Origin of the sequence: Lysinibacillus sp. RC46, from assembly GCF_041262385.1 — a bacterium.
GTDB lineage: Bacteria > Bacillota > Bacilli > Bacillales_A > Planococcaceae > Lysinibacillus.
The window spans coordinates 48,122-72,968 of sequence record NZ_JBGCCF010000014.1; the positions used below are offsets into that span (position 1 = coordinate 48,122).

The 24,847-nt window shown below is 35.9% G+C and carries 21 protein-coding genes; 4 read left to right on the forward strand and 17 right to left on the reverse strand.

From position 1 onward, the window contains the following. Positions 1–2: 2 nt before the first annotated feature. The 5 genes from dnaJ to hemW all read right to left on the reverse strand — a co-directional run bounded on the left by dnaJ (position 3) and on the right by hemW (position 6,117). Positions 3–1,121, reverse strand: a complete 1,119-nt coding sequence (dnaJ, locus tag ABH966_RS14155) for a molecular chaperone DnaJ (protein WP_370079455.1) — start codon at positions 1,119–1,121, stop codon at positions 3–5. Between the two features lie 235 nt (positions 1,122–1,356). Next, positions 1,357–3,195, reverse strand: a complete 1,839-nt coding sequence (gene dnaK, locus ABH966_RS14160) for a molecular chaperone DnaK (protein ID WP_370079457.1) — start codon at positions 3,193–3,195, stop codon at positions 1,357–1,359. A 74-nt stretch (positions 3,196–3,269) separates the two neighbouring features. Further along, positions 3,270–3,851 (reverse strand): nucleotide exchange factor GrpE, encoded by a 582-nt coding sequence (grpE, locus tag ABH966_RS14165; protein WP_370079459.1) that lies wholly within the window; start codon positions 3,849–3,851, stop codon positions 3,270–3,272. Between the two features lie 2 nt (positions 3,852–3,853). Beyond that, complete coding sequence (hrcA, locus tag ABH966_RS14170) at positions 3,854–4,882, reverse strand: heat-inducible transcriptional repressor HrcA (protein ID WP_370079460.1); 1,029 nt, start codon at positions 4,880–4,882, stop codon at positions 3,854–3,856. Between the two features lie 89 nt (positions 4,883–4,971). Next, positions 4,972–6,117 (reverse strand): radical SAM family heme chaperone HemW, encoded by a 1,146-nt coding sequence (gene hemW, locus ABH966_RS14175; RefSeq protein ID WP_370079461.1) that lies wholly within the window; start codon positions 6,115–6,117, stop codon positions 4,972–4,974. A gap of 193 nt (positions 6,118–6,310) precedes the next feature. Between hemW and rpoN the strand changes: the two genes are divergently transcribed. Continuing rightward, a complete protein-coding gene (gene rpoN, locus ABH966_RS14180) occupies positions 6,311–7,528 on the forward strand; it encodes an RNA polymerase factor sigma-54 (protein ID WP_370079462.1) in 1,218 nt (405 codons plus the stop codon). A 396-nt stretch (positions 7,529–7,924) separates the two neighbouring features. Here rpoN and chrA read toward each other — a convergent pair whose 3' ends face one another. From chrA to ABH966_RS14195, 3 genes are all read right to left on the reverse strand, one after another. Continuing rightward, positions 7,925–9,085, reverse strand: a complete 1,161-nt coding sequence (chrA, locus tag ABH966_RS14185; protein WP_370079463.1) for a chromate efflux transporter — start codon at positions 9,083–9,085, stop codon at positions 7,925–7,927. Between the two features lie 105 nt (positions 9,086–9,190). After that, a complete protein-coding gene (locus tag ABH966_RS14190) occupies positions 9,191–10,033 on the reverse strand; it encodes a DUF4179 domain-containing protein (RefSeq protein WP_370079464.1) in 843 nt (280 codons plus the stop codon). An 844-nt stretch (positions 10,034–10,877) separates the two neighbouring features. Beyond that, positions 10,878–12,068 (reverse strand): DHH family phosphoesterase, encoded by a 1,191-nt coding sequence (locus ABH966_RS14195; protein ID WP_370079465.1) that lies wholly within the window; start codon positions 12,066–12,068, stop codon positions 10,878–10,880. Positions 12,069–12,631: 563 nt separating this feature from the next. Between ABH966_RS14195 and ABH966_RS14200 the strand changes: the two genes are divergently transcribed. Beyond that, entirely contained in the window at positions 12,632–14,281 is a 1,650-nt protein-coding gene (locus ABH966_RS14200) for a pyridoxal phosphate-dependent decarboxylase family protein (protein ID WP_370079466.1), read from the forward strand. Beyond that, entirely contained in the window at positions 14,259–15,956 is a 1,698-nt protein-coding gene (locus ABH966_RS14205; protein WP_370079467.1) for a methyl-accepting chemotaxis protein, read from the forward strand. The genes ABH966_RS14200 and ABH966_RS14205 overlap by 23 nt, the downstream gene beginning before the upstream one ends. A 288-nt stretch (positions 15,957–16,244) precedes the next feature. Here the strand turns inward: ABH966_RS14205 and ABH966_RS14210 are convergent, their stop codons facing one another. The 5 genes from ABH966_RS14210 to ABH966_RS14230 all read right to left on the reverse strand — a co-directional run bounded on the left by ABH966_RS14210 (position 16,245) and on the right by ABH966_RS14230 (position 19,876). After that, entirely contained in the window at positions 16,245–17,186 is a 942-nt protein-coding gene (locus tag ABH966_RS14210) for an SDR family NAD(P)-dependent oxidoreductase (RefSeq protein WP_370079468.1), read from the reverse strand. Positions 17,187–17,252: 66 nt separating this feature from the next. Further along, positions 17,253–17,843: a TetR/AcrR family transcriptional regulator gene (locus ABH966_RS14215; RefSeq protein WP_370079469.1), complete on the reverse strand. Its 591-nt coding sequence runs from the start codon at positions 17,841–17,843 to the stop codon at positions 17,253–17,255. A gap of 148 nt (positions 17,844–17,991) precedes the next feature. Beyond that, positions 17,992–18,417 (reverse strand): GatB/YqeY domain-containing protein, encoded by a 426-nt coding sequence (locus ABH966_RS14220; protein WP_370079470.1) that lies wholly within the window; start codon positions 18,415–18,417, stop codon positions 17,992–17,994. Positions 18,418–18,587: 170 nt separating this feature from the next. Beyond that, positions 18,588–18,857, reverse strand: coding sequence for a hypothetical protein (locus tag ABH966_RS14225; protein WP_370079471.1), 270 nt, complete (start codon positions 18,855–18,857; stop codon positions 18,588–18,590). Between the two features lie 260 nt (positions 18,858–19,117). Beyond that, positions 19,118–19,876: a formate/nitrite transporter family protein gene (locus ABH966_RS14230; RefSeq protein WP_370079472.1), complete on the reverse strand. Its 759-nt coding sequence runs from the start codon at positions 19,874–19,876 to the stop codon at positions 19,118–19,120. Between the two features lie 438 nt (positions 19,877–20,314). Here ABH966_RS14230 and ABH966_RS14235 point away from each other — a divergent pair, with 438 nt between their 5' ends. Continuing rightward, positions 20,315–21,310 carry a PLP-dependent cysteine synthase family protein gene (locus ABH966_RS14235; RefSeq protein WP_370079473.1) on the forward strand — a complete coding sequence of 332 codons (996 nt, stop codon included), beginning with the start codon at positions 20,315–20,317 and terminating at the stop codon, positions 21,308–21,310. Between the two features lie 70 nt (positions 21,311–21,380). On the opposite strand, the gene ABH966_RS14240 is transcribed toward ABH966_RS14235, so the two are convergent. The 4 genes from ABH966_RS14240 to ABH966_RS14255 all read right to left on the reverse strand — a co-directional run bounded on the left by ABH966_RS14240 (position 21,381) and on the right by ABH966_RS14255 (position 24,757). Then, the gene (locus ABH966_RS14240) at positions 21,381–22,385 is read right to left on the reverse strand and encodes a zinc-dependent alcohol dehydrogenase family protein (RefSeq protein WP_370079474.1); all 1,005 of its coding nucleotides are present in this window, start codon (positions 22,383–22,385) and stop codon (positions 21,381–21,383) included. Positions 22,386–22,619: 234 nt separating this feature from the next. Further along, positions 22,620–23,303, reverse strand: a complete 684-nt coding sequence (locus tag ABH966_RS14245; RefSeq protein WP_370079475.1) for a VOC family protein — start codon at positions 23,301–23,303, stop codon at positions 22,620–22,622. Positions 23,304–23,388: 85 nt separating this feature from the next. Then, positions 23,389–23,727, reverse strand: a complete 339-nt coding sequence (locus ABH966_RS14250; protein WP_370079476.1) for a cupin domain-containing protein — start codon at positions 23,725–23,727, stop codon at positions 23,389–23,391. 277 nt (positions 23,728–24,004) lie between these two features. Continuing rightward, positions 24,005–24,757: a GNAT family N-acetyltransferase gene (locus ABH966_RS14255; RefSeq protein WP_370079477.1), complete on the reverse strand. Its 753-nt coding sequence runs from the start codon at positions 24,755–24,757 to the stop codon at positions 24,005–24,007. Between the last annotated feature and the right edge of the window lie 90 nt (positions 24,758–24,847).

A 24,847-nucleotide genomic window follows, 5' to 3' on the forward strand; every position in this document is an offset into this window, starting at 1 on the left:
AATTATTCACCTTGGAATTTTTTCTTAATTTTATCGAATAGCGAGCTTCCTTGCTCTTCAGGAATATCACCACTGATTTCCGCAAATTCACGTAGTAATTGTTTTTGTTTTTCTGTTAATTTTTCTGGCGTTACAACTTTTACTGTTACATATTGATTCCCTGTACCATATCCATGTACATTTTTGACACCTTTGTCTTTTAGACGGAATTGCGCACCTGACTGTGTGCCCGCTGGAATACGTAGTTTTACTTTTCCATGAACAGTCGGAACTTCAATTTCATCACCAAGAGCTGCTTGTGGGAATGTCAGTTTTAGTTCGTAATAAATATCATCGCCATCACGTTCAAACTCATTATGTCCTTGAACGCGGAACATAATATATAAATCCCCCGCTGGGCCTCCATTTATACCTGGCTCACCTTGACCAGACACACGAATTTGCTGACCATCATCCACACCTGCTGGAATGTTAACTTTGATTTTCTTACGTTGTTGAACTTTTCCTTCACCACGACAAGTTGAACATTTTTCTTTAATGATTTTACCTGCGCCATGACATGTAGAACAAGTACGACGATTCATCACACGGCCAAAAGGTGTATCTACAGCTTGATTTACTTGACCTGCACCTTGACATGTTGAACATACTTCGGGGTTAGTACCTGGTTTTGCACCTGAACCGTGGCAAGTATCACATAATTCATCTTTTGGAATTTCGATTTCTGTTTCTTTCCCGAAAATCGCTTCTTCGAATGTAATATTCATACGATATTGAAGGTCATCACCCTTGCGCGGTGCATTCGGGTCCTGACGGCGACCGCCACCACCAAAGAATGAGCTGAAAATATCCTCGAAGCCGCCAAAGCCGCCGCCTCCGAAGCCACCACCAAAGCCTGCATTTGGATCCTCGTGGCCAAATTGATCATAGCGTGCTTTTTTCTGATCATCACTTAACACTTCATAAGCTTCAGCGATTTCTTTGAATTTTTCATCTGCACCTGGCTCTTTATTAAGGTCAGGATGGTATTGTTTTGATAATTTACGGTATGCTTTTTTAATTTCATCTTTAGAAGCTGATTTCGTTAAACCAAGCACCTCGTAGTAATCGCGTTTCTCCATCATTCACACTCCGCTCTTTTTGCATAAAATCTATTGTATCACGCAGTTAAAAAAACTGCCTCTATTTTTATTATTAAATATTCATTAAAAATGTTGCACATATGTTTCTTCACATTTCTCGCAGTTAACCTATGCACCTAGACGAATAAATGTGCGTAGGTTATAGCTAACTATAAAGAGAAAAGCCAAAGCCGCAAGCGGTCTTTGGCTTCTTCACTTAACTGTGTTCTTACTATTATTTATCGTCTTTTACTTCTTCAAAATCAGCGTCTACGATATCATCTTTTTTACCAGCGCCAGCATCTGCACCAGCATCGCCACCTTGAGCTGCTTGAGCAGCTGCTGCAGCTTGTTCATATACTTTCATAACTAATGGCTGTAATACGCCTTCTAGTTTTTCTTTAGCAGATTTAATGCCTTCTAATTCGCCAGCTTCAAGCGCTTTTTTCAGTTCATCACGAGCATCTTCAACAGATTTTTTCTCGTCTTCTGTAATTTGCTCGCCTAAGTCAGCAATTGTTTTGTCAACTTGGAACACTAATTGGTCAGCTTCGTTGCGAAGATCTGCTTCTTCTTTACGTTTAGTATCCGCTTCAGCATTTGCCTCTGCATCTTTTACCATACGTTCGATTTCTTCCTCAGACAGACCAGAATCAGATTGGATAACAATTGTTTGTTCTTTGTTTGTACCAAGGTCTTTCGCTTTAACAGATACGATACCATTTTTGTCAATATCGAATGTTACTTCGATTTGTGGTACACCACGTGGTGCTGGTGGGATATCTGATAATTGGAAGCGACCTAATGTTTTGTTGTCTGCTGCCATTGAGCGTTCACCTTGTAGCACGTGAATATCTACTGCTGGTTGGTTGTCAGCTGCAGTTGAGAATACTTGTGATTTAGATGTTGGGATCGTAGTATTACGGTCGATTAATTTTGTGAATACGCCACCCATTGTTTCTATACCTAATGAAAGTGGAGTTACGTCAAGTAAAACTACGTCTTTTACATCACCAGTTAATACGCCACCTTGAACAGCAGCACCCATTGCTACAACTTCATCAGGGTTTACACCGCGGTGTGGCTCTTTATTAGTTTCTTTACGTACAGCTTCTTGTACAGCTGGAATACGAGTAGAACCACCAACTAAGATTACTTGGTCAAGTTCAGATGTTGAAAGACCTGCATCAGATAATGCTTGACGTACTGGACCTACTGTACGGTTTACTAATGGTAATGTAATTTCGTCAAATTTTGCACGAGTTAAAGAAATTTCTAAGTGTAATGGACCCGCTTCACCAGCAGTGATGAATGGTAAAGAAATTTGAGTAGATGTTACACCTGATAAGTCTTTTTTCGCTTTTTCAGCCGCATCTTTTAGACGTTGCATAGCCATTTTATCTTTAGAAAGGTCAATGCCGTTTTCTTTTTTGAATTCTGCAACAAGATATTCGATGATAGCATCGTCGAAATCGTCCCCACCTAGTTTGTTATCACCAGCTGTTGCTAATACTTCAAATACACCGTCACCTAATTCAAGAATAGATACGTCAAATGTACCGCCACCAAGGTCAAATACTAATACTTTTTGGTCTGTGTCTTGTTTGTCTAAACCATAAGCAAGTGCAGCAGCTGTTGGTTCGTTGATAATACGCTCTACTTCTAAACCTGCGATTTTACCAGCATCTTTAGTAGCTTGGCGTTGAGCGTCGTTGAAGTAAGCAGGTACAGTAATTACTGCTTTAGTTACTTTTTCACCTAAGTAGTCTTCAGCATAGCCTTTTAAGTATTGAAGAATCATTGCAGAAACTTCTTGTGGCGTATATTCTTTATCTTCCACTTTAACTTTTTCAGATGTACCTATTTTAGATTTAATAGAAATAATTGTGTTAGGATTTGTTACTGATTGACGTTTTGCTACTTCACCAACTTGACGTTCGCCATTTTTAAACGCAACAACAGATGGTGTTGTACGGTTTCCTTCTGGATTTGGAATTACTTTTGGTTCTCCGCCTTCAAGTACAGAAACACAAGAGTTTGTTGTTCCTAAGTCAATACCGATAATTTTGCTCATAAAAATTTCCTCCTATTATTTAAACGCAAATGACGCGTTTTCTAACTAATGTAATTAATTAAATAGTACTAAGTCTATTCGTTTACAGATACCATTGTTGGGCGTAATACGCGATCCTTTAACATATAGCCTTTTTGAAGCTCACGTAAGACAACACCCGTCGCTTTTTCACTATCTTGCTCCTGCATGACAGCTTGGTGAACATTAGGATCAAATTGCTCACCTTCAGCTTTAATAATCTGTAAGCCTTCCTTCTCAGTAGCTTCTATAAGAGAACGGTACACCATTTCAATACCTTTCACGATGGAAGCAGTTTCTTCAGAAGTCGCTTCAACTTGTAAGGCACGCTCGAAATTATCGATTACTGGCAGTAAATCAGACAGTAAGCTCTGAGCGCGATACTTTTCAGCAGCCTCACGATCAAGCTGATTGCGGCGGCGAATATTATCGAAGTCAGCACGTAAGCGTAGATGACGACTTTCCTCGTCGTCTAACTTTGCTTGTAACTCAGCTAGCTTTGCTTCATACTGTTCTTCGAGTGTTAATTCAGCTTTTTGTTCTTCTACTACTTCTGTTTCTTCTACTACATTTTCAGCTTGTACATCCTGCACAAGGTCTTTGTTTTCAGTTGTTTCAGTCACTTTAATCCTCCTCATTATCAATCACTACGATTCTTCGTAAAGGCCTGTGATAAATCCATGCGCATTACGTCTAGTAAAGCAACGACACGCTTATAATCCATACGTGTTGGACCAATAATTGCTATAGCCCCTTGCTGATCTTCACCAATAGAATAAGTGGTCGTAATGACACTACAGTTTTCCATTTCTAGTTGTTTATTTTCTGAACCAATACGAATTTGAATGCCCGATTCATTAGGATGGAAGAGTGACTGCACTTGGCTAGTCGTTTCCATTAAGTCCAAAATCATACGGACTTTATTTAAATCGTGGAATTCCGGTTGGTTGAACATATTTGTTTTACCACCATAGAAAATTTTACTTTCCGAATTATGCATCGTCGCTGTAACGAGACCGTGGATAAAATCATCCGCTGATCGAACATGCTGTTGTAATACTGTTAGCACTTCAGCTTCGAGTTTTTTATGAATATCCTCTAATGAAACACCAACGAGACGTTCATTTAAGATATTAACCATTTTCTCTAAATCAGAAGCGGTAAAATTAGGCGGTAAACTAAACATGCGATTTTCAACATGCCCGTTATCCGTTACGATAATCGCTACTGCTGAATCGCTAGAGAGTGGCACAATTGAAAATCGTTTTACTCGATGTCTTTGAACATCTGGTCCTAAAAGAATCGATGTATACGATGTCAGCTCTGATAAAATATTGGCTGACTTTCGGATAATATGCTCTACTTCTACCAAACGATCATTAAAAATTGATTGGATTTGCTGAATATCCCTTGAATTAATGCCTTGTGGGTTCAACAAATGATCTACATAAAATCTATAACCCTTTTCCGAAGGCACTCGACCAGAGGAAGTGTGCGTTTTTTCTAAGAAGCCTAATTCCTCTAAATCCGCCATTTCATTTCGAATTGTGGCTGGACTAAATGTAATCTCTTTCTTTTTGGAGATTTGGCGAGAACCTACCGGCTGTGCAAACATAATAAAGTCATCTACAATAGCTTGCAATATTTGTAATTGCCGATTTGTTAGCATGATCATCACCTCTGTTAGCACTCAACTAAGAGGAGTGCTAATACTATTATTAAGTTATCAAATCCTACATTTTATGTCAACGATATCGCTCAATCTTCTAGTAAAAATTGTTGAAATACTTCATTACCTACAAAGCGACCTTTTCGCGTAAGACGAATTCCTTTAGTATCATGTTCCAAAAGACCTTCTGAAACTAACTTTTCAATGACTTGTGAGTAATCCCTCTGCATTGATTCTTTAAATTTTTCTTCATATATAGAGTGTGGAATTCCTTCCGTTTTACGCAAACCTAAAAACATTTGCTCTTCGCGTTTCTCATTCTCTGTTACAACATGTTCATATACAATTGGTAGTTCCCCTGCATTTACTGCATCCATATACTTTTTCAATGGTCCATGATTTGAATAGCGCACACCAGCTAGATACCCATGAGCACCAGCACCAAATCCTGCATATTCATCGTTTTCCCAGTATATTTTATTATGTTTAGAACTGAAACCAGATAGAGCAAAATTGCTAATTTCGTATTGGAGAAGTCCATGCGCCTCCATCTGGCTCATTAGCACATCGTACATATCCGCTTCAAGATCTTCCGTTGGTAAATGGAGCTTACCTTTTGTGTATTGATTATAAAAAATCGTTTTTGGCTCCACTATTAGTGAATAGGCAGAATAATGTGGTATATCAAGAGCGAACGCTTTTTCTAAAGTATCTTTCCATTGTGCCATCGTCTGCCCCGGCAAACCGTACATTAAATCCAGACTAATATTTCTGAAACCTACCTTTTTCGCCATGGCAATTGTTTCATAGACGTGATTATTACTATGTGTACGACCAATGTTCTTTAACAACTCTTGATCAAAGGATTGTACACCCATACTTAAGCGATTTACACCCCCATCAAATAATGCCTGCATTTTTGCTTCTGATAGCTCGTCCGGATTAGCCTCTGATGTAAATTCTGTCACATTGTCCATCGGAATATACGTACGAATAAGCTCAAGAAGTCTCTCTATTTGTTTAGATGATAGTGCTGTTGGTGTACCGCCACCAAGAAATATTGTTTCGATTTGCTTAAAACTCTCGGGATATTTTTTTGTCGCAAGTTCCATCTCCTTGCCAAGCATTTCTATATATTCATCCACTGGTTGATTTTTAAAATAAAATTTATTGAAATCGCAGTAGTTACAAATTTGGTGACAAAAAGGAATATGAATGTAAACACCTCGTGCCATAGCTATCCCTTCTTTCTCGTTAGTCTTTTCCATTTCCTCATTATAAACAATAGTGGCATGGAACGCCATGAATCAAGTTAGTAAAATAACTAAATCAAAACTATTTTGCATTAACATTATTTGCTCAAATTATTATCTGAAAATTCACATCTTTATGTTATGCTAATTAAAAGCAAGAAACGGAGTGATCATGATGGACATAATTTTAAAACAACAACAGCAACAGAAAATGATGATGACACCTCAATTACAGCAATCTATTGAATTACTACAATATACAACACTTGAACTTGAGCAATTTCTGTATGAACAGCAATTAGAGAACCCGTTAATCGACTTACAACCACCATCATTTCAAGAACGTATTTACGGAAATTCTTATTCTCCCTTTCGAACAACTGAGAATGATTTATATACAAAAATTGTAGAACTAAACTACCGGGAGGAATTGCTACAACTAGCTACACTCACTTTTGCAGGTGATGATTTACAAATTGTACAGTTTCTTATTGAACAGTTAGATAACAAAGGTTATTCTCCAGCCCACCTTTCTAATGTTGCAGAAGAACAACATTATTATGGTATTCAGCTTTTACAACAAATCGGGCCGCCGGGAATTGGTGCACGTAATCTGCAAGAATGTCTTTTACTGCAAATCGAAGAGAATAATTATGATTTACAGCAACTTATTCAAAAAGGGCTGTTCCTACTAGCTGAACGTAAATTTCCTGAATTGATGAAATCTCTTAAGCTTTCTAAGGAACAGTTATTAGCACTAATTAATCAGCTACAGCAACTAACACCAATCCCTTGCACTTTGAACTCAGAAGATAATATAGAATATGTCACACCAGATATTGTTGTTGTGATCGAAGATAGCACATTACAATTCAGTTTAAATGATCGCTCAATGCCATCTATTCGGCTTCATGATAGCTACGCATCTATACTGCCCTTAGCCGAACAAGCATATGTAAAACAGCATTATAAGCATTATGAATGGCTCGTCCATAGTTTACATCGGCGCCGTCAAACAATTATTCGGATTATGTCAGTTGTCCTACAGCATCAACAACAATTTTTCTACAAAGGGCTACCTTATTTAAAACCTTTATCACTAAGGGATGTCGCAACACAAATCGATATGCACGAATCAACAGTAAGTCGAGCAATTCGGAATAAAATAATACTAACACCTGTTGGAACATATTTATGGAAGGATCTATTTTCTTCTAAAATTGAAAGCACTCAAACAGAGCATTCTCAAACGTCAATCTTAGAAATGATTAAAAAAATAATCACCTTTGAAAATAAACAAAAGCCTTTATCCGATCAAAAGATTGCTGAAAGCCTAGCCAGCTCTTTTCAAATCCATTTGGCTAGACGTACTATTAGCAAATATCGAGACTAGTTAGGAATACCAGCAGCAAGCAAACGTAAGGAATTATAAAAACGATTTTCCTTTATTACAATATTTTAGCAATAATTCCAATTGCGAGAATAATAAGCTTCGAGACTATTATTTTGGTAACAAAAAAGTATGCTAGAAGACATCTTCAAGCATACTTTTTCTCATTAGGGATAACCCAGATTTTGTCTTATTCAATACTTAAAATATCGTTACTACTTAATAAATAGTGAGCAAGTGCTTCGGGCCGCTTCCAAACAATTAAATATTTCTCGCCAATCTCTGCAATATCATATGAAGAAACTAGCCATTCGAAAAGAAGAGTTTATCTAAGCATTCCATTCATTTCACAAAAAAATCAAAACCAAAGCAATAATGGTTTTGATTTTTTATATGTCCTTAATAACATACAATCCCTACACAAATACCAACTAACACAAGCAAATAAGGTTGAACTTTCCAACGTATCAAACACCATAGAAAAACGGCTGCAATTACTATGTCTAGACCATTTTGAATTGTCTGTGTAACAATCGGATGAATAAAAGCTGCAGCTAATATTCCAACAACCGCTGCATTTGCACCAGCCATCGCCCCTCTTAATCCAGCGAAACGATTAAGAGCTAGCCAAAAAGGCATTGCCCCTACTATTAGCAAAAATGCCGGTAAAAAAATGGCTATCGTAGCGATAATGGTCCCAGGTACTCCAGCAATGACCATACCTATGTAGGAAGCAAACGTAAACAATGGACCAGGGACTGCCTGGGTCATTCCGTATCCTGCTAAAAAATCTGAAGAACTCATTAATCCACTTTGGACAAACTGTGCCTCTAGTAAAGGTAATACGACATGACCTCCACCAAACACTAATGCACCTGATAAATAGAACTTTTCAATGATCGTAAACCATTCATATTGTATAAGTGGGCTAACAATTGGTAAACCAACAAGAAGTATAACAAACAACGCTAAAAAACATACACCTGTCGTTTTTGAAATAGGTACAACAGTTTCTTTTGGTTCATCTTTATGATTAGTCTTCTTAAAAAAATGATAGCCTATAAAAGAAGCAACAATAATAGTAGTTACTTGAGCAAATGGATGGACCCATAAAAGCACTACTACAAGCGCCAACAAAGCGATTATAAAATGGTGAATACTAGGAATCAATTTTTTTGACATTTCAAAAACAGCTTGCGCAATGATCGCAACTGCCACTAATTTTAAGCCATGAATCCAACCCATATCCATCCGTGTATGTGCAAAAAAATACGCAAATGCCATAAGCAGAAAAACTGACGGTAATGTAAAACCAACAAATGACACAATACTCCCAAATAAACCGCCTCTTAATAAGCCAATACCCATCCCTACCTGGCTCGATGCTGGCCCAGGTAAAAATTGACTGAGTGCAACAAGTTGACTGTAGTCATGATCCGATAACCATTTACGTTTCTGAACATATTCATTTTGAAAATACCCTAAATGTGCAGTAGGGCCTCCAAATGATGTACAACCCAATTTAAGCGAAACTAAAAAAATTTCCCATAACCTTCGCAATATCTTCAACTACTTTCCATGTCGTCTATATTCATAGTACAATGGGTAATCGTCCTTTTGGTTTAAGATATTGTAAAGTTTTTTTCACGGTAACAGGTTTCGTTCTTAATCTCCAATTTTAATGGCAGAACCAAGCTCACTTCCATTTGCAGCTATCGGAATGAGCTCATAGCTCTTCCCCGTTAAATATAATGCATCGAGGCGGACACCCCACTTCGTATACTCTTCATTCAAAGGATAGGCTACGTTAAATGCCCAAGATTCCCCTGTTACTGATTGGATTTTAAAATGCAATGCTTCATTTAGTAAGCTTTTCTCTGAATGAAAGTATATCGTTGTTGATATTGGTGTAGTAACAACCTCCTCTATTGTTATTTCCTGACCATCTAAAAGCTTTACTTTTTTCTCAACAGGGAAGACCTTTCTATCTTCTTGTAAATGCTCTTGTGAAGCTTCCACTTGAAATTCCCACGGCTCGTCAATCTTTTTTTCACCGTTCCAGTCGTTATAACGAATATCTAAGTTTAATATTTTATCCTCTGGTAGTTCACTTAATTTCACACTACTATAGATTGTATAAGTTTTATCAGATTGTTGGACAGTCTGTCCCCCATTTCTAACCGTGAACTCTTTTCCATTCACAAAAACCTGTGGAAAGAAAAAGATTTGGTAGTCGAAATTTAAGCCTTTTACTGGCTTAAAGGTAGCATTCAGTAGTATTTGGTTATCATCAATTATTATTTCATTTAACGTTAAACGTCCGAGACTATTTTCAGTAGTTTTATCGATCACTGTTTTGTAGGCTTCAAAATTCAAATCCTTCTTAAACAAAAAATAATAAACAATTACACAAGTAGCTACCAATAAAAGCAATAATACAATAAACCATATTTTCCGCCCTCGATTTTCCTTAAGCTGACTCTCGACAAGAAGCATATCATTGGACATCATGTACACCTCATTTTAAGAAAGTATGTCTACACAAATGCTTTTTATTTATTGTAGTTTTCAATTGGACATTATATAACCTCTAACAATGTTAAGGTTTGGCTGATTTCACTATGTATCTTTAGATGTTGTTGAAACAATTGTATGTACGAAACTAAGGCGTCATATAAAGTATGGCTTTTCAGAAAAACGAGGGGGGTGATTTCCGTTCCGGCTGGGCACTTTCCCGGTGGCGTCCGATGAGCCGCTTCGCTTCGCCGCAGAGTCTCCGGCCATCAGATGTTTTTTGCGCGAAAGCGAAGCGACAGCGGCAACGTGTTTTGTCTGCGCGAAAGCGAAGCGACAGCGGCAACAGCACAATGTCACGAAGGCGTTATCACATTATGTGATGGTTTTAGCCTTCGCTCCTCTATTGTTAATCCCCAGGGAGTCGCCCAGTCTCCACTCCAATCAACTGATTTACATGACGTACGTTTTAACAAAATGTCATCCAACTTTTTAGTTTTACCGGAACACTTTCAGGATTTATCATCCAACTTTTGAATTTCATCGCCTAACTTTCACGTTTTATCACCCAACTTTTGAATTTTATCGACATCTACCTTCCAAAGAGCAAAAAAAGATTCACACACAAAACTGTGCGTGAATCCTTTTCTTTATGTCGCCCATCCAATCAACTAATTCACATAGCATGTATTCTGTGATAAAACGCAACTTTAGCAAAAGAGTTTTATCTAAGCGAAAGTGAGTAGCTTGGAACGGAAATCATCCTTATTTACAACACCACAACATTCACAAAATTCCCTTGACTATTTACCTTTTCACAAGGAGTAATATATATCCCTTACTCTTGATGACGAACCTTTTTTGCTTCTTCCATTAAATAATCTACAAATAACTCATCTTTCACTAACCATGCTTGATAATTTCTTTTTAAAAACCATTCTGCTTCATAAAAACTTGTAAAGATTTGATCTAACGGGATTTTATTTTTTTCAATGATCCAATCAAAATCACTTATTGAATATAGGAGGAAAAATTCTCCCTTAAGGTTTTTATACATTGTCCCAAAAGAAGAGAACCTTAAATTATAGCGATTTCGTTTCGCATCCTCTGGTATTGGTGCTATATGAAATATTTGTGCCACATACTGCTCATAAGCTTCATCAGTCAAAGAGCAACCAGCTGCTTTTTGATGCCCTCCCCCTCCGAATTCTGCTGCAATAGCCGAAACATCTATATGATCATGAATCGTACGAAATGAAATTCTTTTGCCACCCATATTTAAAATAGCTATAAAATCAAGGTGTACATTTTCTTTTCCCAATTCATTACCAAGCTCTGAATGATACGATTCTGCATAAACCACACCTGTAAAATATTCTCCTATCGATGTTTGCACTAACTCCCTTTTTTTCCGGCGGATGTACCGTTCTATCTTCTCCTCTTCCATTTTTAAAATTTTCTTTTCAAATTCATCAAAGTCAAAATGTTTGCTAGTCTTTAAACGTTCAAGCATTTTTTCTTCAAATTCTTCGATTGATACTAAAAAAAAGAGTGCATTGAGTCTACGCGCTTGTTGATTATCATTCTTTTCCCATTCCCACGTATCGTACTGTCTGACTAACTCTACAAATTCTGTGATGGAATTCTTTTGTTCTAAATATCCATGTGTAACAAGATATTGATAAAATAAAGACGTTGCTGATGTTAAATAGCCCTTTTCATCTTCTATTAATACTTTACCCCATTCATAATCGTTCAAATGAAAAGCCGTTTTATGATGATCAAGTAATTGAACATTACCCGTGGCGATATAATAATCATTTAATCTCCTTTCATTTTCCTCATTGGGAGATAAATCGGTAATAAATAAAAATGTATCTTGTTCGTTATTGTCTAAAAAAAACTCAATTTCGCGGTCCAACGTTGAAATTGAATTGTACTTTACCTTCACTTGATCTTGAAAGGCAAGCTTGGCTAATATCCCGCAACCTACTCCATCTAAATCATTATGCGATAGCAATTTATACATTTTTTCACCTCAATATTAGTATGGTTTATCATTGAAAAATTATCGGTATTGTAAGGCTGTTTATATTGAAAAAAATTTACTTACTAAAAATTTCAACGAACCTCTTTTCACATTTTGATATGCTCCCCATCAGCTAGACAGATGAAAAACTTATGTAGATTATTATTCTTTGACTAAAAGCAGATTAATACCATATATCACCGTTAATAGTCATAAAGCATTAAAACGTTCACCAATTATAAATAAATTAAAATCATTTTCTGAATAGTATTTATGTTTTTACCTCCTCATATCACTTCCCCATCATTAGCTTTGCAACAAATTATTAAAAGAGGTCATATAAATCCTTTAAATTCAACGTTTACAAACATAATCTATCACAATATTTCCCCATATATTTCACCTCAAATTAAATCAGATTATTTAGAAATAACTGAAATTAATTATCCTATAAAATATAAACTCATTTTTTTGTTATAATATGTTATTATAATTTTAGTAAAACGACCTATTTTTGCTAAATAAGAAAATAAAGGAAAAATGAACTAAAAAGGACGATGAACATGAAAAAAATCCAGCAATTATTCCAAAGCGAAGATGGTAATATCGAACAAAGAGAGAATTTTTTATCCCTATTAGAGAAAATCGTTTCATCTTTAGATGATTTAAAAAACCCACAAACAACAACTCTTGGACCAATGAAAGAGCGCTCTGACAATTTCTATAAAGAGTTAATGCAAGAAAATCAAGTACCAGCTTCAGGTGTCGGACTTGAACAGGTTGTGAATGATTTAACACAATTGATGCAAGGACATCCTTACCATACACGCAACTTTGTAACAAATGTTTTACCAATGGCTAGCATTCCCGGTATATTAGGTCAATTTACGAATGCTCTGCTTAATGGTAACAATCTATGGGATGTATACGGACCAGCTGCAGCAGAATGTGAGGTAAAGGTAGTAGCAATGATGTCGAAGTTAGTTGGCTACGACTATACTCAAAGCTTTGGTTACACAACGTGGGGTGGACAAGGGGCTGTTTTCAGTGGGCTTCGTCTTGCAATTGCTAAACAATTCCCTAACGCAAAAGAAGATGGCGTACCAAATAATTTATATTGCTTCGCTTCAGAAAATGCTCATTACAGCTTATTAAAATCAATTGAAGCAGTCGGCATCGGTAGCAAGCATTTAATTCGTATTAAAGTTGGAAAAGACCATTCAATGGATATTGAAGACTTACGTATGCGTATGACTGAGGTTATCGAAAAAGGTGGTATTCCAGTGTATGTAGTTGCTACTACAGGCGCTACAGATCAATTTGCTATTGATGATGTACAAGCAATCAAAAAAGTTACAACTGACCTTGAACAAAAACATTCCTTAAAACCTATACATATTCACGCTGATTCAGCGTTAGGTGGTTTTTACGCATTTTTCAACGATTATGATTTTAAGGCAAATCCACTTCAGTTAGAGACTAATGTTTTACAAGCACTAGAACAAATTAAAGAACGTATGCAATATCTACCTATTGCAGATAGCCTTTGCTTCGACTTCCAAAAGCTTGGTCAAACACCTTATTTAACAAGCTTATTCTTAATAAAAGAAGGAAAACATCTTCAGCTATTAGATATCGAGGACTTCGACACACCTTATGTTGGTAATCGAGGCTATGGTTCTTATCATACAGGCTATACCCTAGAGTGCTCTCGTATGGGGAGTTCAATTGCTATTTATGCTGCATTACAGGCGTTTGGTAAAGAAGGCTACCAACAAATATTAGCTAATTATGTGCGTGTAAACTTAGCGTTCCGTGCGCAGTTAGCTGAGAAAACTCCAATGTTACAAGTAGTCAATGAGTCTAATATTGGACCAGTTACAGCCTTCCGTTTGTATCCTGAAGGCTTTAATTGGAAATCTGAACAATCAGGTAGCTATACGCAAGATCAGATTGAATATATTAATGGTCTTAACGCTTCTTTATTTGAAATTATAGGAGAAGGTCGCGACGAAGTATTTTTCGGTGATACGACACGTGTTTGCACTGTCAACACTAGCGATACAACACAACAAATTCCAGTCGCTGCTGCAAAATTCTTTTCAATTTCTCCTTATACAGAGACAGAACATATTAGTGATATGGTTCATTTCTTACAACAAAAGGTAAAAGTATTGGAGGCTGCTAAAGTTGAGTATAGTCAAAAAATTTAAGAGCTCTTTACTCTATAAATATATTGCGAGTTTTACTATTCCAATTGCTATTATTTCAGTAATATTTAGTATCGTATTATTTGTTACATCTTATCGGATTATCGATAATAATGTTATTACACAATTTGAGTCATCATTAGAGGTTATATCTCATACAATTTTTGATGATATAGACAAAAATGACGTCAAAGCTGCAGATGATGGCGATAAGGATAAATATGATGAAATATTAAATGAATTAAATGAAACACTTAAAGAGTATGAAATTGAAAATGCTTACGTTCTTTCACGTGCAAATGGCAAAGAACATATTGTGGCATTAAGTAATAAAGACGATTATCAAGAGGACTATGCTTTTAGTGAAGACATGAATGAAGCGCTAAATACTGGAACCATTCAATCTAGTGATATTTATAAAGATGAATACGGTATTCATAAATCGATTTTTATACCATTTAAAGATACTGATATTCTTTTTGGTTTAGATATGGACGCTTCCTTCATTTCTAAACTTCAAACAGAGACTCTTTGGATTTGTATCATCATGACTGTGATGTTTTTGATATTCGGTATTATTGTGGCTTATATCATTAGCAAAGGCATTATAAAACCAATTAAAAATATGACTAACTATGTTGGTAAGGTGGCACAAGGAGACTTAGCTGTTGAACCACTTCAAATAAAGGGTTCTAATGAAATTGCACAGCTCTCTTCAGGCATTGAAAATATGACAGCAGATTTACGCTCTCTTATTCAGCAAATTGCTGAGAATGCTGAGCAAGTAGCTGCTATGTCTGAAGAGTTATCGGCAGGCTCTGAGCAAACAAGTGCATCTATTCAACAAATTACATCTTCAATGCAAGAAGTAGCTTCAGGATCAGAAAAACAAACTTCTTCTATTGAAGAAGTAGAAAATCATATTACGACAATCTCCACAAAAATGTCAGAAGTTGTATCGAGCGTTAATGATGTCACTGCTAAAGCATCTAGTGCATCTTCTATTTCAGAAAAAGGCAATACAACGATTCAAAGTGCTACAGAAAAGATGGCCATAACATCTAATGCTATTCAAGAGACTTCGGAAGTTGTGAAACGTTTAAGCACATACTCAAATGAGATCGGCGACATTGTAACCTTAATTAATGAGATTACGGATCAAACAAATTTACTCGCTTTAAATGCATCTATTGAAGCAGCACGTGCTGGTGAGCATGGTAAAGGCTTTGCAGTTGTAGCTGAAGAAGTGCGTAAACTTGCAGACCAATCTTTAGCAGCGACGAATAATATTCGAACACGTATTGAAACAATTAAAGAAGAGTCTGTGCAAGCTGTAAAATCTATGGAAATTAGTAGTAGTAATCTTGCAGAAAGCTCTACTACCTTTAATGAATCAGGTGAAGCTTTTAAAGAAATATATTCGCATATTACTTCACTAACTCAAGAAATGGGTTATGTCAATAATATCATTTCAAATATTAACGATGGGGTTAGCAGCATTGCCATTTCTGTAGAGACAGTTGGTGTAATAGCCGTTCAATCATCTGGAAACATTCAAAATGTGGCTGCTGCTTCTGAAGAACAATCAGCTAGTATTGAGGAAATTACTGCGTCTTCAAATAATTTAGCTGAGATGGCACAGCAACTTCGTAATATCATACAAAAATTCCAGTTATAAAAATAACTAATGACAAAAATCCGCTATACTTTTTGTAGGTAAGTTTTCTACCAACAAAAGTTTAAGCGGATTTTTTTCATTAACTCAACAATTATGCCTCGGCTAATTGTTGCTGTCGCTTCGCTTTCGCACAGATAAAACCTTGTTGCTGTCGCTTCGCTTTCGCACAGATAAAACCTTGTTGCTGTCGCTTCGCTTTCGCACAGATAAATTGCCACAGGACGTGGCGTTCTTAGATTGAGTTCCTCTATTTCAGTGGATGTCTGCTGAAATAAGTTAATAGTTTTCTTATTTTAGTGCTCTCTTGTTCATCCAGGCAATCGTTTCTTCTAGCCCTACTCGATATGAAGTACGTGGTAAAGCGCCTATTTCCTTTTCGTATTTTTCCCCACTTAAAATGACTGGTTCTTCTGTTAAATACAATATTTCAACTACTTCTTTCATAGAAGGATTAAATAGTCCAATTAATCGGATCATGCCTTTAGAAACTGTACGAATACCTTTTTTGTAGCTTGTAATTTCACGTAAAATTTTCACTAGTTCTTCCCCTGCAATTGGATGAACGGCTGGCACGTTCCAATTCTGATTATATGTGTCGTTACGTAAAGCAAGCTCAACCATAGCCTTTGCGCCATCAACTGTATAAAGGAATTCCCTTTTCACCTGCATATTCCCTACAAAATTAGCTTTTTTATCTTGTGCTACATTTTTTAACGTTTCATAGAGTATTGTATTCTCTGCATTTGGTCCGTATAAATCCGGGAAATGTACAATTATCGAGGGTACATTACTGTTTATTAATTTATTTTCCATCGTTAAACGAATCTTCCCTTTTTTCGTCTGCGGTTCCTTTCTAGCTTGCTCTATTACAGGGTTTGTTGATTGTCTTCCATATGCATAAATATTATCTACTAGTGCAATCTTCGCTCCTCGCCTTTCTGCTATGTTAATCACCATGTCTACGCATCGCATATGGAGTTTTTCCCAATCTTGATACGGAAAACTAATAGCATGAAAAATAATATCCACACCATTTGAGGCCCTCATCAAATCCTGTTCATTAAATACATCACCCGAAATGATTTCTACATTTTTGTGATGCTGAAAAAGTGCAACTAACTTTTCTTTATTTCTAGCAAATGCCTTCACGTGTATATTGCGACTTACTAGTTCATTTACTAATGCAAATCCCATACCACCAGATGCTCCAATAACTAATGCTGTTTGCAAAATTAATTCCCTCCTCTATTAATTAACCACTGGTCAAATAACTATTAAATGAAAGCTCTAGATTTTTTAACTAGAGCTACTTTCACTATGTGTTAAAGCCTTGATAAGAAATTTTGCATGTATATCCACTGCTTCTTTCGCTTCTTCATAATTTTTTACATAATGACGATAATGTGTAACAAATCCATGAAGAGCAATGAATGTAGAATGTATATCTGAAATCAGCAGTTCTGTCATTGATAAGGACTGTACAGCTTGCGCAAATTTTTCATAACTAACGTTCGCTGCCTCTTGTGAAAGCCCATCAATTTCACGATCTCTCATGATAAACATTAATTCATACTGGCTTTGATGATTTAAACCAAACGCCATATAGCCTACAAAAACATTTAGTAGTTTAGTGTTATGATCTTCAGGACCGTTCATATTTTCATCTAGAGTATTATTTAGTTCAGAAAAATAGTCACTTAATATTGCATAAAATATTTCTGCTTTATTTTTAAAATGATAGTAAATAGCCCCATGACTACAACCAAGCTCTTTAGCAATACTACGCATTGATACTTGGTGAAAATCCTTCGTGATAAATTGCTTATGAGCCTCATTTATAATCATTTCTTTCGTCAAATCTTTTGTTGACGGCTTACGTGGCGACATATTATCCTCCTTATTGACCGGTGGTTAATTAATAGTATATAGTTGTTTTCATTTTTTGGCAATAGTGACACTAACATGGAACAAAAAATGCAGGAGCTTAAAAAACAACCTCTTACTACTTCAGAGTAGGAGGTTGTTTCTAACGAATTTAAATTAGACCTTTTACAACTTTTGAAATAACAGCGCCTTCAGCCTGACCAGTTAACAAAGGTTTTGCAATTTTCATAGCGTCCCCCATGTTCATCCCTTTTACAATGCCAGCTGCCACAAGTTTTTCTGCAATTTCTTCTTCCGTTAATTGCTTCGGTAAAAATGATTTGAGAAGTGCTAATTTCGCTTCTTCTTTTTCAATTAAATCAGCTCGCCCTGCATTTTGAGCACCTTCTAACGCCTGATTTGTTTGCTTGACTTCACGATTTATAATAGCCATTTCCTCTTCAGATGATAAAGCTTCTCCCTTTTCCTTCTCAGCTAAATCTAGAGCGGATTTTAAAATTGATAATACGCCTTTTGCTAATACATTCTTTTCTCTCATTGCCTGTTTTAATTGTTCAAATACCTCAGTTTTTAACAATGTTTTCACTCCTTCATGACATTTATTATAACACAAAAAAATACCGTAACCTTAAGGGATACGGTAAACCAATTTAGGAAGTTATGGGTGAGTTGAATGTGGGTTTAAGTTACTCATTGTGCTAGCACAGAGCCAATCCTGGAAGCAATTATGCCAAGATATACTTGCTACTATCTTACCTGTTTTAGCATAGATACTTCAGCTTTTGTCGTTAATAAATCCAGTGATAATATTTCAAATTTTGCATCTACAAGATCAATTTTTCGACTTAAATTTTGTTCAACTTTTTCTAACCTTGTTTCCACTGCTTCAATTTTTACATCTAATCTCTTTTCGGCCGCTTCAATCTGTTGCTGAAGATCTGATTTCATGTCTTGCATTTGCTTCGAAAGCTCTAAAATTGCTTGAAGAATCGTATGTTGGTTTACCTCTTGTTCCATTTTTGAATTCCTCCCCTCTTTTATATTCATTCCATAATCTATTAACTTCACAGCATTAATCACATTGTCATAAATAAAAAAGGTAGAGTTACATTAGCAACTCTACCTGTCATTCTATCTATCATTTATTCCAAAGTCAAAATATTAATAGATGAAGTCAAGTATTCATCCGTTAATTTAATTGCAGGAGACCTTACAATCACTTTCAAATTGCCATTACCCAGGAAATGATACTAACTGCAATAGCAATATGTAATTTATTAGTCTCTACCATTTACCCAATATACAAAACCAATAACGGCTCCACCGATAATATTACCTAGTGTTACAGGTAATAAATTTGAAATGGCTCCAGCAAACGATACGAGTTCACCATGAGGTACTAAAAGAGCAAGTGAAAACAATGTCATATTTGCTATACAATGCTCAAATCCAATTGTAACAAAAGGGAAAATACAGCAGAAAATCATTACTAATTTTCCAATCTCCGTTTTTAATTTATAGGTACACCATACGGCCAAGCATACAAGCAAATTACATAAAATACCTCGACATAAAAGTTCAACGAAGCTACCACTCATCTTAGCTGTAGCCAGTTTTTCAATGTAAGCTGCTATGTCTCCACCTGCTAGCCCTGAGTAAAAAAATAATGCGGCTGCTAGAAGAGAACCAAAGAAGTTTCCTATGTAACTAAACGTCCAAATGCTCAACATCTCTAATGGTGATGATTTTTTTGATAGTGTACTAACCGTTAGCACTAGATTATCACCGGTAAATAAATTGGCCCCGGCCATCATGACCATACTAAGTGCCACACCAAATGCTAATCCTTGTACGATCTTCATACTCGGTACCCCAGCTGGACTTAATAAGCCTCCAATAGTAGTGATGAGCAAAATTCCAAATCCGATAAAAAGTCCACCAAAAATAGCTAACAATAAATAATTAGCAGGCTTTTGCTTCATCATGTTAATTTTTGTTTCAGCTGTTATACAAACTGAAGAAATTGTCTCTTTCATACTTTCATCTCCCAAACAACATCAAGCTAATTTTTAACGTTGATCTCAAGTAGTCATTCAGTCTCTACTCTAACCAACTTTTATACAAGGGTTCCATTTTAGCAAATATTATTCCAAAATATTATTAATTAGCAAATTTAAAGTAAATTCCTCCAAATTCACATATATTCATGCACTATTACTTTCTGAGAAGACATCAATTTGTGTTTTGGGCTACTCGCTTTTGCATAGAAGCATTGTCAATAATAATCCGTATTTCTCGTATTACTAAACCAAGAAAAAATTATTTTGTAGATTCGATTAATTATTTTTTTCTATTGCTACATTAAATACTTCTATTACTGATTTTATTGCTTATATGGATATATATTGATATGATTCCCTCAATCCCTACAAAACAAGTTTGTTAAGTAGGTTAAATTAAAGGGGTTGATTGGGATGGGTCAAATTGTAACTAATAAGATTAAACAATCTATTACAGAATTAATCGGACATACACCACTTTTAGCATTAAATCAGTATGTAAAAGAGCAACAGCTAGAAACCGAAATTATTGTAAAACTGGAGTATTTTAATCCTGCTAATAGTGTGAAAGACCGTGTTGCTAAAGCGATGATTGAGGATGCTGAAGCACGTGGTGTATTGACAAAGGATAAAACAATAATTGAAACAACTAGTGGCAATACTGGTATTGGTCTAGCAGCAATTGCGGCAGCAAAAGGCTATAAGCTTCGAATTTACATGCAGGATGGCGTAAGTGAAGAGCGTACAAAGGTAGTTAAGGCATACGGAACGGAGGTTGTACCATTTTCAGATGTCCCAGAAATGGTAGCTGCCTTTGAGGAAACTGATGGTGACTTTGTTGAAACGATTAAAGTATTTCGAGAAACAGTCGTTGAACAAGAAGAAAATGTTGTATTTTTAAATCAGCTTGATAATGATGCCAATCCAAATATTCATAAGTTAACAACTGGTCCTGAAGTCTGGGAGGATACAGACGGACAAATTGATATTTTTGTAGCAGCAATTGGCACAGGTGGTACGATCAGTGGTGCTGGTGCATATTTAAAATCTAAAAATCCAGATATTCAGATTATTGGTGTTGAGCCTGCTGTTAATTCCATTGCAACAGTTGATAATCCAGATATTATTGAAATCACAGGTGTTCACCGCTTCTCTGATGCTGACGAGGCTCGCGTACCATCGAATGTTCATTTAGAAATAATTGATGAAGTACTTGAGGTGGAAACTGCACAAGCTTATGAGGCGGCACGTGCTGTTGCGAAGTCAGATGGTCTATTAGTAGGTACTTCATCAGGTGCTGCTTTATTTGCAGCCACAGCCCTTGCAAAACGTCCAGAGAACAAAGGGAAACGGATTGTCGTTATCCTACCCGATACTGGTCTACGATATTTATCTACAGATTTATTTTAGAAACAAGCGCATCGAAGGATACGCAGTCGCTTAGACACCCTATAAAAAACGAAGGGTAAAATAAAATAAATTACCCTTCGTTCATATAACTTGTTAAAAAGATCTTTCCTTTTGAGGCTTTAGACGATTCAACGGCCGTTATCGCATTTTTAATGTCTAACAAATCATAATGAGAATCCACTGCCATCATTTTTAACTTACCACTATTAACTAGATCGATTAAGTTATGAAATGTACCTTGCCATCTTTCTATCGAGACTTGCTTGTTCCAATGACGTAAATGGAACATATTTGCCTTTACATTCGCCTCTTTAACGATTTTTTGCCAATTCACTTGTACACCTGATAAAAGACCAATAGCTAAAAAATTCCCTCCAGCTTTCAGACAGAAAGCAAGATCGTTGCCTGCTGTCCCCCCAATTGAATCAATAGCGGCATCAGCCCCATTGCCATTTGTTAGTTCCATTACTGTCTCATAGAGCGGTGCTACTGAAGTATCTATTACATAGGAAGCGCCAAGCTGAATTAAATCGTCAGTATGTCTATTATTTCTCGTAACCGCGATTAACTTGAACCCTAACAATTTTGCTAGCTGAGCAAATATGTGTCCAATTGCGGACCCGCAGGCATTCACTAATAAAACATCATTTGGCTGCAATTGTAATATGTCAGTACAAGTTACCCAAGCTGTCATTGGGTTGATATACATTTGCGCTGCGGTAAAATCATCAATTGAATCGGGAATAGGTACTGCAAATTCTGCGCTCGTTTTTACAATTTCCTGCCAAGTCCCTTCTCCTCGTAAAGGTAGAACACGTTTTCCGATAAGATTTTGAGAAACATACGGACCCACAGCTTCTACAATTCCGACCCCTTCATAGCCAGGAATAGTTGGTAAAGAAATTCGATGAGCATAACTCCCCCATATTGGTATTAAATCGGAAGGATTAATAGGTCGTGCCAACATTCGAACAAGGATTTCTTGTTCTTCAGGAGGTTTAATCGTCTTATTTTCAAACTTCAAAACCTCCCGAGGGCTTCCAAATTCATATAATTTAATGCTTTTTGCTTTCAAAAAATTAACTCCTTATGATTGATTAATAACATTTTTGCAACTACTCCAAAATGAAACCTTCAGAGGGCTTTCTTCATCCTCACCGATTATTAATTTTCACCAATCGAGATTTTATGAGCAGTTTTTCTCCCGCTTAATTTCTTTGCTATCGCGAATATTAAATATTCCCCTAATCACTTTTACTTTTTTTATTCAATGACAATTATAAGGAAATTTAATGGTCTGATGGTGTTTTTAAAGCTGTGAAATGGTAAATTCACCGTCTTCGGTCATACATAGTTGTAGGTTTTTATTAATTTCTATCTTAATAGGACTAACAATTGCTTTTTTGTTAGAAAAATACCAAACACGTTCACTTGGTCCTAAAAGTAAATTTGCTCCATCCTCATAATTCCCCATAAACGTGAGAGCATTTGAGCGAATTTCGTTATGATTCATTGGCGTTATACCGTATTCTTTTAAACTATCGGCTACTGAATAAATAGCATCCGTCGTTAAATTCATTTCGGCAATATTTAGTACACGCTCGGGTGAAAAAGACTCTACATCCTGTTTTGGATTTACTTCCTGTCTTGAAATGAGCTCAATAATATTTCCTTCTGGATCATAAAAATAACAAGAATGAGCCTTTAATTTATCAAAATATACTTCATCCTGTCCCTCTGAAAATAATAATTCTGCATATTCTTTTACCCAGTTTTTCGCTTGTTTAAATAAATTGCATGGAATATTTAACGCAAAATGATATTGCTTTTTAACTGAATACGGTATTTTTTCAAAAGTGATAATACTTTCGCCAACAGCTATATCAAAAAAATTATCTGCATTCTTTATTAATGTAAATCCTAAATAATTGCAGTAAAACTCCTTTATTTTATGTATATCATACACATATAGTTTCACCTTTGTAATCTTCATCGTAAAACATCTCCTTTGCAATTGTTAGCATTTACTATACTTACTAAAATAAATACATACCTCATGCAAAAGAATGAAAATTACTTTATAGTTGGATACGATCGCCCCTACTATTTGGTTGTGAAATGACTAAAAACTCTACCTCTTCCTCTGAATCATTACGCATCTGGTGCGGTTTAAGGGGCGGCACTTCAATTCCTTCATTCTTTTGTAACACAATTCGTTCTCCGCCGATATCCATTGTTGCTGTTCCAGATAGTACAAAGAAAAATTGTTGTGCATGATGGTGATAATGATTTACCTCTACTGTTTTAGCAGGCATACGCTCATGGATAATACTGAGATCATTATTCTTCACTAAATGCCAGCCATCACATTGTTCTCCCCATATATAATGTTCTGCATACTGTTTGCTAATTTTCAAAACTGATATCCCCTTCCTTTTATCTTGATTGTTATGGATATTTACCTAATATTTCTATAAAATATAAATAAGTATTTTAACTATCACGCAGTAAGGAGTGAGATTGTTGAATATCAAAAAACAATTGCTGGGCACTGCTCTCGGCTATATACTGGCATTATTAATTGCATACATCTTTTTCAATTATTTTTCCTGGTCGTTTACTCTAGGTTCTATTATAGGTATTTGTTTATTTGCTCTAATTTTAATGTTCATGAAAAGGAGATAAATCCCCTTTTCATAATGTATTTAATAATTTTTCGAACTTGTTTGCACTCAGTATTTCATGTGTCATAAAATGACCATTGTAAAACAGTCCAAAGGTAGTCCATATGATAGGTGCATTCTGTGCTTCATCTTTCGTCCTTAGTTGATATGCATGAAAAGGAATGCCCCTTTTCTCTGCTAATTTTTTCAAATCATCTATAACGCCTACTGCAAACGGACATTGGGCAGTGAAGTATATCACAATACCATTATTATTAGATAAAGGATTTTTCACCTGCAGTTTAAAGGAAGGATCGTCGGCACAATCGTTAAATTTATAGACAGCTAGTTGAAAATAAGGTGCTGCTTGATCTACAATTTCAAATCCCAAATGTTCAAAAAAACGCTTATCACTTAGAAATGGAAGCTTTTTCTCCCCTATTATATGTACGATGCCATCCATTCCTTGCGCTAATGCATCTTCCTTACACTTTTCAAACAGTTGTCTAGCATGGTTTTGATTTTTGAATTTACCTGAAACCCATAGGCAATTAATATACATATAATTCGGTGCATCGATAGGAACCCAAGCTTGATTTGCCGGTAAATATTCAATAAACACTTTTGCCCGGTCGTTTAGACGATAAAAAACTAGCCCCTCATCCATACGGTTCATCAACCATTCTTTCTTTTCCTTTACCGCTTCCTCGTATTGCTTCGAACCGAGAGCGCAACATATATGCTCCTGTTCAATATTGTTTCTAGTAATTTGAATATAATCCACTTGACTAACCGCCTCTTTACTAACCCAATTTGGTACCACTATTTTATTATATCGAAGGTAGAAAATGGATAGCAATTCCTTTTCTTTTTT

Excerpts from the sequence above, each read along its gene's own strand:
- dnaJ (WP_370079455.1), bottom strand. The coding sequence starts at position 1,121 with ATGGAGAAACGCGATTACTACGAGGTGCTTGGTTTAACGAAATCAGCT.
- dnaK (WP_370079457.1), bottom strand. The coding sequence starts at position 3,195 with ATGAGCAAAATTATCGGTATTGACTTAGGAACAACAAACTCTTGTGTT.
- grpE (WP_370079459.1), bottom strand. The coding sequence starts at position 3,851 with ATGAGGAGGATTAAAGTGACTGAAACAACTGAAAACAAAGACCTTGTG.
- hrcA (WP_370079460.1), bottom strand. The coding sequence starts at position 4,882 with ATGCTAACAAATCGGCAATTACAAATATTGCAAGCTATTGTAGATGAC.
- hemW (WP_370079461.1), bottom strand. The coding sequence starts at position 6,117 with ATGGCACGAGGTGTTTACATTCATATTCCTTTTTGTCACCAAATTTGT.
- rpoN (WP_370079462.1), top strand. The coding sequence starts at position 6,311 with ATGGACATAATTTTAAAACAACAACAGCAACAGAAAATGATGATGACA.
- ABH966_RS14190 (WP_370079464.1), bottom strand. The coding sequence starts at position 10,033 with ATGTCCAATGATATGCTTCTTGTCGAGAGTCAGCTTAAGGAAAATCGA.
- ABH966_RS14195 (WP_370079465.1), bottom strand. The coding sequence starts at position 12,068 with ATGTATAAATTGCTATCGCATAATGATTTAGATGGAGTAGGTTGCGGG.
- ABH966_RS14200 (WP_370079466.1), top strand. The coding sequence starts at position 12,632 with ATGAAAAAAATCCAGCAATTATTCCAAAGCGAAGATGGTAATATCGAA.
- ABH966_RS14215 (WP_370079469.1), bottom strand. The coding sequence starts at position 17,843 with ATGTCGCCACGTAAGCCGTCAACAAAAGATTTGACGAAAGAAATGATT.
- ABH966_RS14225 (WP_370079471.1), bottom strand. The coding sequence starts at position 18,857 with ATGGAACAAGAGGTAAACCAACATACGATTCTTCAAGCAATTTTAGAG.
- ABH966_RS14230 (WP_370079472.1), bottom strand. The coding sequence starts at position 19,876 with ATGAAAGAGACAATTTCTTCAGTTTGTATAACAGCTGAAACAAAAATT.
- ABH966_RS14235 (WP_370079473.1), top strand. The coding sequence starts at position 20,315 with ATGGGTCAAATTGTAACTAATAAGATTAAACAATCTATTACAGAATTA.
- ABH966_RS14245 (WP_370079475.1), bottom strand. The coding sequence starts at position 23,303 with ATGAAGATTACAAAGGTGAAACTATATGTGTATGATATACATAAAATA.